Raw genomic sequence first — 12,891 nt, forward strand, 5'->3', positions numbered from 1 at the left:
AGATGCAGGTTAGCTTATTACAGTGTCAGAGCAGCCGCGATGTGCAGGCGAACTTTCACTTTATCGAGCAGCAGCTTGAGCTGCTAACTGTGCGCTCGCCCCATCTGGTGGTCCTGCCCGAGTGTTGCCTGCTGTTTGGCGGCCATGAGAGCGATCAGCTCGCCCATGCCGGCAGCGATGAACAGAGCGAGCTTAAGCAGCGACTGGCTCAGCTCGCGGCGCGTTATGGCATCTATCTGGTGGCGGGCACTATCCCGATTCTGGCCGAAGATGGCCGGGTATACAGCCGCAGTTATCTGTTCGATGAAAGCGGGCAAACCTTAGGTCACTACGACAAACTCCATCTGTTTGACGTGGAAGTAGCCGATGGCACAAAAAGCTATCGTGAGAGTGATACCTTCTGCCCTGGTGAGCGGGTGAGCGTGATAGACACGTCTTTTGGCAGAGTGGGGATGGCTATCTGCTACGACCTGAGGTTTGCCGATCTGTTTCGCGCCCTGCGCCTGCAAGGCGCCGACATTATCGTTCTGCCGTCGGCCTTTACCCGGGTGACAGGCGAGGCGCACTGGCTGCCACTACTGCAGGCCAGAGCCATAGAGACCCAATGTTTTCTCCTGGCCGCAGGGCAGTGGGGCATGCATAACAATGGCCGCCGGGAAACCTGGGGCCACAGCTGCGTGGTGAGCCCCTGGGGCAAGGTGTTAGCCATTAAACCCGAGGAGTGCGGCTGGTTAAACACGGCTATCGAATTAAACCAGTTAGAGGATATTCGGCGTAATATCCCTGTGGTTAAGCATAATCGTTTCGCTGAGCCCAAATTAAAAGCATAATGGCTCATTGCAATAACAGTTAAGGCTCCGTTTCGATGGAGCACAAGAGAGAGAATTAATGCCATTTTTAACTCGAGTCGAGCAAAGTTTACTGCAAGATGGACTATCACTGGAAAGGCTGCAGGGCTACCTCAAGCGTATCCATCAGCATCAAGTCGATTTTTCCGATCTCTATTTCCAGGGCAGTCGTCATGAATCTTGGGTGCTTGAAGATGGCATAGTCAAAGAGGGCAGTTTCCATATCGAGCGGGGTGTGGGCGTGCGGGCTATCACAGGCGAGAAGTGCGGTTTTGCCTACGCCGATGAGATCACCCCACATGCACTCGATGCCGCAGTTGACGCGGCGCGCGGTATCTCGGCTGCCGGTCACAATGGTCAGGTGCAGGCCTGGAAACGCACTCAGGCCAACAGCCTATATCAGAGTGTCGATCCTATCGCGGCCATGGAAGAGGTGAAAAAAATAGCGCTGCTGAAACAGGCCGATGCCTATATTCGCAGTCTCGACAGCCGCATCATTCAGGTGGTGGTCAGCCTCTCAGGTGTGCATGAAGAGATCTTAGTGGCCGCCAGCGATGGCACACTGGCCGCCGATATTCGCCCCTTAGTGCGTTTTAACTGCAGCGTGATTTTGGAAGAGAATGGCAAGCGGGAGCGGGGCGCCAGCGGTGGCGGTGGTCGTCACGATTACCAGCTGCTTTTTGATGAGGGAGACGATGGTCTGCCACAATGTTTTGCCTTCGCTCGGGAGGCTGTACGTCAGGCGGCGGTGAACTTAACTGCCATAGATGCGCCCGCTGGTGAGATGCCAGTGGTATTAGGTGCGGGCTGGCCTGGAGTGCTGCTCCATGAGGCTGTGGGTCACGGTTTGGAAGGGGACTTTAACCGTAAGGGCAGCAGCGCCTTTAGCGGCATGGTGGGGCAGCAAGTGGCATCATCCCTGGTGACTGTGGTGGATGATGGCACCCTGACCAATCGCCGAGGCTCTTTGAGTATCGACGATGAGGGCGTGCCCAGTCAGAAAACTGTGCTTATTGAGAAAGGAATACTCAAGGGCTATATGCAGGACAAACTCAATGGCCGCTTGATGGGAGAGACTTCAACCGGAAACGGTCGCCGCGAGTCCTACGCCCACATGCCTATGCCGCGTATGACCAATACCTATATGGAGGCGGGCGAGTCGGATCCGGCCGAGATCATCAAGTCGGTCGAGAAAGGGATCTATGCGCCTAACTTTGGCGGCGGTCAGGTGGATATCACCTCGGGTAAATTTGTGTTCTCGGCATCGGAAGCCTATCTCATCGAGAAGGGTGAGATCACTCAGGCGATCAAGGGCGCGACCTTAATTGGCAATGGCCCACAAGCCATGGGGCAGATCTCCATGGTAGGTAATGATCTTGAGCTGGATAAAGGTGTGGGTGTCTGCGGTAAGGATGGCCAGAGCGTGCCTGTCGGGGTCGGTCAGCCCACCCTGAAACTGGATCGTTTAACCGTGGGCGGTACGGCTTAAGCTGCAGTTTTACAGACTCAGATTCTTTCAAACAAATCCCACAGCAGGATGAAGATTACACAATCTCATCCTGTTTTTTTATAGACTTAGCTTGTATTTGCTTAATTTATGATCTCACTATAGTAAAGCGTATTTCATTTCATCCCCTGTGGATGTTAATCTCCACCAAGGAATTAGAGCTATGACTCTAGAGGTGTGAATGCAATCTAAATTTAGGGTGTTAATTTGTCTTTTATTTCTCAGCTGCGGCCTGGCCCAGGGGAGCGAGATGAGTTTTGCCCACGCCTGGCAACAGCTGCTTAAAGTGAGCGATAAACTGCAGGCCAGCCAGGAGGAGGTGAGGCGCAGCGAGGCCGAGAGTCAAGCCAGCGAGGATCTTAACTGGCCTTCATTGTCCATCAACGGCAGCTACACCCGACTGGAAAGCCCGATAGAGCTGGATCTGCGGGATCTCAATCCCTTAGCCAGTCTGGATCCCACCACCCTGCCACCCGCCCTTGCCGGTGCCTTGGGGACGATTCCCGGCTCACTGTTTGTCACCCCCTTCACCGAGCAGGATCTGTTCCGCTCCAGTCTGCAGGCCATGTGGCCCATCTATACTGGCGGGCGGGTGACGGCGGCTCAGGGGATCCATGCCGCCCAGGTGATGGAGAAAGAGCAGCAGCATCAAATCGCCCAGCGGGAGCTATTTCTGCAACTGGTGGAGCGTTATTACGGCGTGGCCGTCAGCCATGCGCTTACCGAGACTCAGTCGCAGCTGCTTTTATCCCTAAATCAACATGCCGAGCACGCCCAAAAATTGGAACAGCAGGGGCAGATTGCCAAGGTGGAGCGGCTCAATGCTCAGGTGGCGCTGGAAAATGCCAAGGTGGATTATGCCAGTGCTCGGCGTCAGCTGGAGATGGCGCAGCTAGCCCTGTCACGCATGTTACACGAGCAGAATGTCGATACCGCATCCACACTCTTTATTTTGCGCGATCAGCCATCCTTGTCTCAGCTTAACCAAATGACCCTGGCCGAACATCCGGCGCTGAAACTGCTTGAAGCCAAAGAGGCGCAGGCTCAGGGCTTGGTCGAGGTGGAAAAGGGCAGCTATCATCCCACGGTTTATCTCTACGGTAACTACACCCTGTATGAGGATGACAGCTTGCTGGCCAAGATGGAGCCAGACTGGCTGGTAGGGGTTGGAGTCAATATTCCTCTTATTAGCCGCGATGGCCGCAGCGGCAAGGTTCAGGCAGCCCGCAGTGCGCTGCTGCAGGCCAGATACACCAAGGCGCAGACCCGGCAAGATCTCAGTCTGCTACTGGATCAGAGTTATCGTCAGTTGCTGCAGGCTAAGGAGGAGGTAGACTCGCTCCAAGTTTCACAGCAACTGGCCGAGGAGAATAAACGCCTTAGGGATCTGGCCTTCAGTCAGGGACTCTCCACCTCAATCGATAAAGTCGACGCCGAATTAAAACTCAGCGCCGTGCAGACTAAACAGCTGGCGGCTCGTTATCGTTATCTGCTGGCCTATGCCAGGCTGATGGCGGTAAGTGGTCAGCTCGATGAGTTTGTCGCCCGTGCCAGCCGCGTTCAGGAGGAAGAAGATGCGCGCCAATAGGATACTCGCCCTGGTTGCCCTGTCAGCCCTAATCCTGTTTCTCGCCTATGGCCTGAAGCTGGCTTACAGCCCCAAGGCGGAAAGATTGCAGGGGCAGATAGAGGCGCGGGAATACAATATCTCATCAAAAGTGCCAGGCCGAGTATCCCAGGTGCTGGTGCGACGGGGAGACAGAGTCGAAGTGGGGGATCTGCTGTTTGCCATCGACAGTCCAGAGCTGGATGCCAAGCTGATGCAGGCCCAGGGCGGGCGAGATGCCGCCAAGGCGATGCAGCAGGAAGCCGATAACGGCGCCCGCAAACAACAGGTGACCGCCGCCAAAGAGCAATGGCTCAAGGCCAAAGCCGCAGCAACCTTGGCCGATACGACATATCAGCGGGTCGAAGCCCTGTTTAAAGAGGGAGTGCTAGCAAGGCAGAAGCGCGATGAAGCCTTTACCCAGTGGCAGGCCGCCAAATACACAGAGCAGGCCGCCTTTGCCATGTATCAGATGGCTGATGAAGGTGCGCGCGCCGAGACCAAAGCTGCTGCCGCGGGGAATGCCCGTATGGCCGAAGGGGCGGTCAATGAGGTGAATGCCATTCTGGCCGATAGCCAGATGCGCTCGCCTAAAGCGGGTGAGGTTAGCGAAGTATTGCTGCAGGCTGGCGAGCTGGCGCCCAGCGGATTTCCTGTGGTCAGCATTATCGATATGCAGGACGCCTGGGCTGTGATTCAAGTGCGTGAAGATAGGCTAAAGGATTTTAGGGTGGGGCAAACCCTTGAGCTTGAGATCCCCGCCTTGGGTAAAAGTTTTCCTTTTACTATCTCTCACATAGGCGTGATGGGGCACTTTGCTACCTGGCGCGCCACCGAGAGCGGCCATGATTTTGACCTGCGAACCTTCGAGATGGAGTTAAGGCCGACGGCGCCGATCGCGGATCTGAGGGTCGGCATGACAGCATTGCTGTCGCTCTGATCCGGGTAAGCGAATATGTGGCAGCTTTTACGGCGTGAACTCAAGGCGCTCTGGCAAGATCCCTGGCAGTTGGCGCTGATAAGCTATATTCCCTTGCTTGGGGTGTTAGCCTTGTGGTGGCTGTTTAGTGCTGGGGTGCCGCGTCAACTGCCGGTAGCGGTTGTGGATCTGGACAATAGCCAGCTCAGCCGCATGCTCCTTAGGCAACTCGATGCCAGCCCCAGTATCACTCCAGTTGATTATCAGTCGCTGTTTGATGCGAAGGCGGCGATGCAATCATCCAATGCCTATGCAATTGTGCTTCTGCCCCGCGGCCTGAGCCGAGAGCTTATCACCTCCAATCAGCCCACTATCGATATTCGCTACAACGGTCAGTATCTGCTGGTGGGAAAGCTGCTCTCCAGTCAAATTCAGCTCGCGCTGGCCTCCGGTCTCAAACAGAAGGGACTGCTTAAACAGCTGAGTCATGGCGTGCCAATGGGACAGGCGAAGATCAACCTCAACCTGATTGAGACCCAGCTGACGCCGATTTATAACGCCAGCACCAACTACCTGCAGTTTTTGTTGCCGCCTGTGTTACTCGCCATAGTGCAGATTTTAGCTATGCTGGTGTTTGCCAATGCACTGAACCGCGAACTGCGGCTTAACACGCTGGCGCAGTGGTTTTCTCTGGGGGCGTACCGAGTGATTGTGGCCAAACTGCTGCTGTTTATGCCGCTGCTGTTGCTGCATGGCTTGGTTATTTTCACCCTACTGTATGAATATCTTGGCCTGCCGTTGGCCGGCGATTATTGGCAGTTGCTGCTGGCTCAAGGCGTGATGTTACTGGCGGTATGGCTAATCGTGCTGAGCATCTTCTTTGCCTTGCAGGAGAGCGCGCGGGTGATCAGTTTCTGCACCGCCCTGTTTGCCCCGGCGTTTGCCTTTATGGGGGTGACTTATCCAGCCAAGGAGATGCCATTACTGGCCCAGTGGTGGCGGGAGATCATGCCATCGAGCCACTATATCGACACCCATCTGGCCGTTGCCAGCCATGATCAGAGTTATAGCGATGTCGCCGCGCAGCTTGGCAGCTATTGGGGTTTTCTGCTTCTGCTGCCTGTGCTTGCCCTGCTTATCCGCCGCACCGGCATGCAGTTAAGTCAGACCGGCATGCAGCTAAGTCAGACCGGCATGCAGCTAAGTCAGACCGGCATGAAAGTGAGCCAGACAGGCAAGGGCGAGGTAAGCTAGCATGGGTTTCTGGGAAGCGGTGCTCGCCGAGTTTAAGGCGATTTTAAGCGACAGGGCGATCGCCATCACCCTGTTTGGTGGCGTGGTCTTCTATGCACTGCTCTACCCTCTGCCTTATCTGAATCAGGTGCCCGTAGAGCAGCAACTTGTGGTGGTAGATAAAGATCATTCGAGTTTAAGCCGGCAGTTGATTCGCCACGCTGATGCCAGTCCCAAGCTGGCGGTGGTGGCTCAGGTTGACAATATCGAGCAGGCCAGAGTCATGATAGCAAAGGAGCGCGCCCACGGTTTTATTGTGATCCCAGAGGGATTTCGCCGGGATCTACTGCGCCGACAAAGTGTGACCTTGGCCTATGGCGGCGATGCCAACTACTTTCTTATCTACTCGACCATCATCGAAGGTCTGGTTGCCGTGGGGATGGAGAGCGAAAAATCGGTGCGAACTATCGGCCTGCTGGCCAATGGTCAGAGCCCAAAGCAGGTGGCGCGAGATGTTGCGCCTATCCATCTCAACAGTGTGCCCGCTTTTAATCCCGGCCTCGGCTATACGGCCTATGTGGTGCCCGGCGTGTTGCTGCTGGTGTTGCATCAGACTCTGCTTATCGGCACGGGGATTTTGGGGGCTGGCCAGTGGCGAAAGCAGGGTTACTGGCGACAGCTCACGATTGGACGCTTACTTGCGGCGCGGCTTGTCACCTTTGGTCTTATCTACAGCTTGTTTACCAGCTTCTACTTTGGCATCTGTTATTACGCCTATGATGTAAATACTCAGGCAGAGCTGGGGCAACTGGCGCTGTTTCTGCTGCCTTTTATTCTGGCCACAAGCCTTGCGGGTGTGGCGATAAGCTGCCTGTTTACCCGCCGGGATCAACCGACTCAGATCATGCTGCTGCTCTCTATGCCTATCCTGTTTTTGTCTGGATTTATCTGGCCACTAGAGTTGATTCCTATGCCGCTTATCTGGTTGTCTGATTTGATTCCTGCCGTACCTGGCATTCAGGGGATCTTGCAGCTTAATCAGATGGGGGCAGACTGGTCGGCCATTGCGCCGCTATGGCTGCAGCTGTGGGGATTAGCCTTGGGCTATCTGCTGCTGGCGCTGCTGGGGATGCGTTGGCGCCTTGGTCAAATTCATCAGTATGAACACTAGTCAGCGAATAAAAAAATAGGCAGTTAAGTCGCGTTTAACTGCCTATTCTATTTTCCTGTCTGCTAACTGCTTGTTTGCTCGCATTAGGGCTCCTTGTCAGGAGCTTGCCCCACAGCAAATTAACGACTCGCCAATTGCACGCTGTTCAGTGCGTTCTCTAGGCGGGCTAGGTTGTGCTTGTAGATCTTGTCATCTGTGGCATCAACTGCACGTTTAAAATCTTCCAGTGCGCCCAGGTTATCGTTTTGCATTAGCTTCATGACGCCGCGGTTATTGAAGGCGTAGGCTCGAATATCGTGACGATCTGATGTGTCTGCGTGCAGTGCGCTGCTGACGGCAGCTGTGCAGGCTTTCTCTGCCTTATCAAATTGAGCGAGTTTAGTGTACCCAACGCAGAGGTTGAGGTTACGGGAATATTTGTCCAGCTCGTTTGCTTCGGCCGACTTTGTGAGTGCTATGCCTTGGGCGACATCGCCTGACTGCAGGGCTTCGACTCCGGGGGCATTTTTAATCACCACCATCTTATACTGACTGTTTTCTAGGTCAGCAAAAGCGGAGCTGGAAATGCTAAGTAGAATACCTGCGGCCAATAATTCTAATGTTTTCATTTCATCTATCCCTTTGTCATTGGTAGCCCCTCGCTACAGGGATAAATTTAGTGAGATCTGTGATGAGTGACAAACGAGAAAAATCACACCGACAGGTTAAATTTTTTCATCTGTTGCTTTCGCTGTGATGCACTAGCGTTAGCAGTGTATGTTGATAATATGTTTTTTAACAATTAGTTAGTATGATATGTGAAGCGCTTTACGATCCATTCTATGAGTAGCTGTACCTCTTTTTTCGGTTGTTCTTTGCCATGATGGATCAAAAAATAGCGATCATGACTGTTAAGCGCCTGTGGGAATAATTGGATTAGATTGCCGCTGTCGAACCAGGCCTGGCTGATGGGCAGAGGCACTAAGGCGACCCCGAGCCCCTGTTCGGCGGCGCGGGCAACGCTGAACATACTGTCGAGCTGGATGATCTGCTTGGGCTGAAAATCCTCAAAGCCGATATTTTCCGCCCATTGGTGCCAGGCATAGGGACGCGCCTGATGCAAAATCAGTGGCGTTTCTTTTAAGGCACTATAACCCTTACTGGCAATCTGTCGATAGAGGTTCTTATTGCAGGCGGGCACATAATTGAGAGGAAATAGATCGAAGGTGTGCTCATGGGTTGGACGATTGCCCGATAACAGAATAGAAAGATCCGTATGGGCCTGCTGTTCGGCTCGGGTTTTGACGGTTTCCAGCTTGAGGTTGATCTTGGGGTATTGGGTCGACCAACCCACAAGTTGTGGCACAAACAGCTCACTGGCAAAAAACTCTGGCATCTCTATGCTGACTTCCAGCATCTGATCCTGATGGCTGAACTCATTGACTGTATGGGTCAGCTGCTGCATCAAAGGTTCTATCTGCTCATAGAAGCGCACGCCGGTTTCCGTAAGTGAGATGGAACGAGTCTGACGGATAAACAGGGGCTGCTGCAGGTTTTCCTCCAGCTGTTTTATCTGATGACTCACAGCGGAAGGGGTGAGAAACAGCTTCTTGGCCGTCTCTTTAAAACTTAAACATTCTGCCGCAACACAAAAACAGCGTAAACCTCTCAGGGAGGTGTGCAGTGGTAGCATCTTTTTCTCTTGAGTCGTTTAATGAAACTGGAATAAAGCAAGGCTTAGGCCAAGCCGACCGAGTGGCCTTAGCTGTTCTGGCAGGCTAGCATAGACTCCATTCGGTGCTAACCAGCGAGTGAATATTTTGTGATTTTACAACAAAAAAGCGCCAAACAGGTGCAAAAAACGCCTCAATTTGAGGCGTTTTGTCATTAAATTTCTAAATTGGCTTATTCGGCGGTTTCGGCCTTGATATATTTCACCAGTTCATTGGCCGACTTTGAGGCTTCATCGGGCTTCTTGCTCAGCTCCTTGTTGGCCTGGCGGATCAGCTGACGCAGCTTCTGTCTGTCCAGGGTTGGGTGCTGCTCGATGAGCGCCTGTACAGCGTCATCGCCTTCGCTGAGCAGCTGATCTTTAATCTTCTCGGCCACATTGAGCTTGGAGCTTTCGTTACGATTCTGATTGAGCACATTTTTCAGCTCTTCCTGCAACTGCTCAATATCCACGTTGCGCATCAGCTTGCCAATATAGTGCATATGACGGCGATGGGCTTCGGTATTGATGCGAATCGTCTTGGCTTTCAGCAGGTTGTCATACAGGGTCTCATCCAGCTCCAGTTTGCTTAGCTGGCTCTTGCTCAGTTCGGTCAGCTTCTTCCCTAGCTCTTGATAGATCACCAGTTCCCGCTTGATGTCGGCGCGGCTGACATAATCTTCGTCATGGTCGAAAGGTTGCTTAAAATGTTCTGAGTCACCAACAATATTCATAATAAAATCTCTAAGGTTAACACCCTGTTGTCGTCTGTCTGATGTGAAGCGGTAGGCAGGTAAGGGTGATACTGCAAACTGCTGTCTTTGGGCTTCAGGGTTAGCCCTTAGATAAACAGACTTAAAAATGATACTTGGGTTAATCATACCATCTCAACGGATTATCGCCTATTGAGCCTGGTGTTTGATGACAGTTATTTAATGTGAAAGCCAGATGGGTTTGTTATGCTACAGCCATTATTGGTCATGAAAGAGTAGATTTGTGTCTTCACCTAGCCTTGAAACTGAATTGGATTCATTAAAAGATGCCGTCTCTATGGCATTAGAGTACGCCGCGGCCTTAGGGTCATCGAGCGCAGAGGTTGCCATCAGTAAGCAGCAGGGATTGTCTGTCTCGACGCGTCTGAAAGAGGTTGAAACCGTTGAATTTAATAAGGATGGTGCCTTAGGTATTACCCTGTTTCGTGACGGTTGTAAGGGCAGCTCATCGACATCTGACTTAAGCCCTGAAGCGATCCGCCGTGCGGTCAAGGCCGCCGATGATATTGCCAAGTTTACCTCGGAAGACCCTTTTAATGGCCTGGCAGATGCCGACTTAATGGCCAAACAGATTGAAGATTTAGCGCTTTTTTATCCCTATGATACCGATCCCGGTGAGCTTGAGCAGCTCGCGGTGCGCGCCGAAGAAGCGGCGCTGAGCAGCGATAGCCGGATTAAAAACTCCGATGGTGCCAGCGCCAATGCTCATACCGGAGTCAAGGTGTATGGTAACAGCCATGGTTTTCTCGATGGGTATCTCAGCTCGCGTTACAGCTTAAGCTGTGTGGTGATTGGTGAGCAGGATGGCAACATGCAGCGTGATTATGATTACACTGTTGCCCGTAAGTTTGATGAGCTCTGGACCCCGGAAAAAGTTGGATTAGAAGCGGCCAAGAAAACGGTAGACAGGCTGGGCGCTCGCAAGATTGGCACCACTAAACTGCCTGTGTTGCTTGCACCGGATATCGCAACCGGTCTGATGGGGCACCTGGTCAGCGCCATCAGCGGCAGCAGCCTGTATCGTAAATCCAGCTTTTTGCAGGATGCTATCGACACGCAGATCTTCCCTGACTGGTTCACTATTGCCGAGCAGCCTCACCTGAAAGGCGCCCTCGCCAGTGCCTATTACGACAGCGAAGGGGTGGCAACTCAGGATCGCAATATTATCGACAAGGGCATATTGTCGACTTACCTGTTAACTAGCTATTCGGCGCGCAAGTTGGGTCTAACCAATACAGGTCATGCGGGTGGTATTTACAACTGGACCCTGTCCCACAGCGGCCAGAGTTTCGATGAGCTGATAGGACTCATGGGCACAGGCATTATAGTGACTGAGGTGATGGGGCAGGGGGTTAATGGCGTGACCGGCGACTATTCTCGCGGCGCGGCAGGCTTCTATGTTGAAAATGGCGTGATCCAATATCCGGTCGAGGAGATCACCATAGCCGGGAACCTCAAGGAGATGTACCGCAATATAGTCGCCGTGAGTAAGGACAGGGATCTGCGCTCATCCATTCGCACCGGTGGCATATTGCTCGGTGAGATGAAGATTGCCGGTAATTAAACCGCTGAATACTAAAATGGAAAAACGAGCATAGTTTGCTCGTTTTTTTATGTCTGCGTTTCCTTCTTCTCTTGAATATATGGATTTTCATATATATGCTTATTCGCATATTTTGCTCTGCAGGAGTTCAGTAAGATGACCAGCCTCTTCTTTAAAGCCTTGGCCGATGAGACCCGTTTACTGAGTCTGCTGCTGATCCTGTCGCAAACCGAGCTGTGCGTCTGTGAGCTGATGGCGGCGCTCGATGAGAGTCAGCCGAAAATCTCCCGTCATCTGGCGCAGCTGCGCAAGGCGGGTTTGCTAAGCGATCGCCGTCAGGGACAATGGGTGTTCTATCGGCTCAATCCTGAGTTGCCCGACTGGGCGCTGGCCGTACTGCAGCAGACGCTGGCGGGCAATCCGGCCTTCATCGAACCGCCTGTGGCGCGGTTACAAGTGATGGGACAACGCCCCGAACGCAGCAAGGCCTGCTGCCAATAAGTCTGGGATAACAAATTATGGGATTATTTGAGCGTTATCTGAGTGTCTGGGTTGGGCTTGCCATCTTGTTTGGCGTGAGTCTGGGTCATCTCTTCCCTAGCTTTTTTAGCCTGCTTGCAAGCTTCGAATATGCCAGTGTCAATCTGCTGATCGCCCTGCTTATTTGGGTGATGATCTACCCTATGATGGTGCAGATCGATTTCTCTGCAGTCAAGCATATTGGCCGGCGACCTAAGGGGTTATTGCTGACGTTAGTGGTTAACTGGCTGATTAAGCCTTTTACCATGGCGCTGCTTGGATGGTTGTTTTTTAAATTCTTTTTCGCCCATTTGCTGGATGCTCAAACCGCCAGTGAATATATTGCCGGCATGATCTTATTGGGTGTTGCCCCTTGTACCGCTATGGTGTTTGTCTGGAGTCAGCTGACTAAGGGCGATCCAAACTATACCTTGGTGCAGGTATCGGTGAACGATCTCATTATGGTGTTTGCCTTTGCCCCTCTGTGCGGTTTTCTACTTGGGGTGAGTGATATTCAGGTGCCCTGGCAGACACTCTTACTCTCTGTCATCCTCTATGTCGTACTGCCTCTGATTGCCGGTATCATTACACGTCAATGGCTCAATCGCCGGGATAAGCAGACTGGGGTAGAGGCCTTTATTGCCGGGATCAAACCTTGGTCCATGCTGGGTTTGTTGGCCACAGTCCTATTATTGTTTGGATTACAGGCCAATACTATTCTGGCGCAGCCACTAAATATTTTGCTGATCGCGATTCCTTTGTTGATTCAGACCTATGGCATCTTCTTTATCGCCTATTTTGCGGCGAAGCGATTGAACTTGTCACAAGAGGTCGCCGCGCCAGCCTGCATGATAGCCACCTCGAACTTTTTTGAGCTTGCCGTTGCTGTGGCTATCTCTCTCTTTGGTCTGCATTCTGGAGCCGCCTTAGCCACTGTGGTGGGTGTACTGGTGGAAGTGCCGGTTATGTTGTCATTAGTGGCGTTTGTCAATCATGATCGCGCGGCATATGTGGCCGAACTAAGCGGTCGTAGCAACAGGCATTAACTCTGTTGGTCGACAATAATGAACCAATAGAATCCA

12 protein-coding genes are annotated in these 12,891 nt (G+C 52.6%); 9 read left to right on the plus strand and 3 right to left on the minus strand.

What is annotated here, in order from left to right:
• The first annotated feature begins 2 nt into the window (after positions 1-2).
• From LZP69_RS11585 to LZP69_RS11610, 6 genes are all read left to right on the plus strand, one after another.
• Positions 3-830: a carbon-nitrogen hydrolase family protein gene (locus LZP69_RS11585; RefSeq protein ID WP_234200841.1), complete on the plus strand. Its 828-nt coding sequence runs from the start codon at positions 3-5 to the stop codon at positions 828-830.
• 58 nt (positions 831-888) lie between these two features.
• The gene (tldD, locus tag LZP69_RS11590) at positions 889-2,337 is read left to right on the plus strand and encodes a metalloprotease TldD (RefSeq protein ID WP_234200754.1); all 1,449 of its coding nucleotides are present in this window, start codon (positions 889-891) and stop codon (positions 2,335-2,337) included.
• A gap of 268 nt (positions 2,338-2,605) precedes the next feature.
• Complete coding sequence (locus LZP69_RS11595) at positions 2,606-3,943, plus strand: TolC family protein (protein ID WP_234200755.1); 1,338 nt, start codon at positions 2,606-2,608, stop codon at positions 3,941-3,943.
• A complete protein-coding gene (locus LZP69_RS11600; RefSeq protein ID WP_234200756.1) occupies positions 3,930-4,901 on the plus strand; it encodes an HlyD family secretion protein in 972 nt (323 codons plus the stop codon). Before LZP69_RS11595 ends, LZP69_RS11600 begins: the two co-directional genes overlap by 14 nt.
• Positions 4,902-4,916: 15 nt before the next feature.
• Positions 4,917-6,134 (plus strand): ABC transporter permease, encoded by a 1,218-nt coding sequence (locus LZP69_RS11605; protein WP_234200757.1) that lies wholly within the window; start codon positions 4,917-4,919, stop codon positions 6,132-6,134.
• Between the two features lies 1 nt (position 6,135).
• A complete protein-coding gene (locus LZP69_RS11610; protein WP_234200758.1) occupies positions 6,136-7,284 on the plus strand; it encodes an ABC transporter permease in 1,149 nt (382 codons plus the stop codon).
• Between the two features lie 119 nt (positions 7,285-7,403).
• Here the strand turns inward: LZP69_RS11610 and LZP69_RS11615 are convergent, their stop codons facing one another.
• The 3 genes from LZP69_RS11615 to yjgA all read right to left on the minus strand — a co-directional run bounded on the left by LZP69_RS11615 (position 7,404) and on the right by yjgA (position 9,708).
• The gene (locus LZP69_RS11615) at positions 7,404-7,892 is read right to left on the minus strand and encodes a hypothetical protein (protein ID WP_234200759.1); all 489 of its coding nucleotides are present in this window, start codon (positions 7,890-7,892) and stop codon (positions 7,404-7,406) included.
• Between the two features lie 173 nt (positions 7,893-8,065).
• Positions 8,066-8,947, minus strand: coding sequence for a LysR family transcriptional regulator (locus LZP69_RS11620; protein ID WP_442800682.1), 882 nt, complete (start codon positions 8,945-8,947; stop codon positions 8,066-8,068).
• A gap of 221 nt (positions 8,948-9,168) precedes the next feature.
• Positions 9,169-9,708 (minus strand): ribosome biogenesis factor YjgA, encoded by a 540-nt coding sequence (gene yjgA / locus LZP69_RS11625; protein ID WP_234200761.1) that lies wholly within the window; start codon positions 9,706-9,708, stop codon positions 9,169-9,171.
• Positions 9,709-9,970: 262 nt separating this feature from the next.
• Here yjgA and pmbA point away from each other — a divergent pair, with 262 nt between their 5' ends.
• The 3 genes from pmbA to arsB all read left to right on the plus strand — a co-directional run bounded on the left by pmbA (position 9,971) and on the right by arsB (position 12,855).
• The gene (gene pmbA, locus LZP69_RS11630) at positions 9,971-11,311 is read left to right on the plus strand and encodes a metalloprotease PmbA (RefSeq protein ID WP_234200762.1); all 1,341 of its coding nucleotides are present in this window, start codon (positions 9,971-9,973) and stop codon (positions 11,309-11,311) included.
• A gap of 135 nt (positions 11,312-11,446) precedes the next feature.
• Positions 11,447-11,791, plus strand: a complete 345-nt coding sequence (locus LZP69_RS11635; RefSeq protein WP_234200763.1) for a metalloregulator ArsR/SmtB family transcription factor — start codon at positions 11,447-11,449, stop codon at positions 11,789-11,791.
• Positions 11,792-11,808: 17 nt separating this feature from the next.
• The gene (gene arsB, locus LZP69_RS11640; RefSeq protein ID WP_234200764.1) at positions 11,809-12,855 is read left to right on the plus strand and encodes an ACR3 family arsenite efflux transporter; all 1,047 of its coding nucleotides are present in this window, start codon (positions 11,809-11,811) and stop codon (positions 12,853-12,855) included.
• The last annotated feature ends 36 nt before the right edge of the window (positions 12,856-12,891 follow it).

The sequence above is a fragment of the Shewanella sp. AS1 genome, assembly GCF_021412565.1.
GTDB lineage: Bacteria > Pseudomonadota > Gammaproteobacteria > Enterobacterales > Shewanellaceae > Shewanella.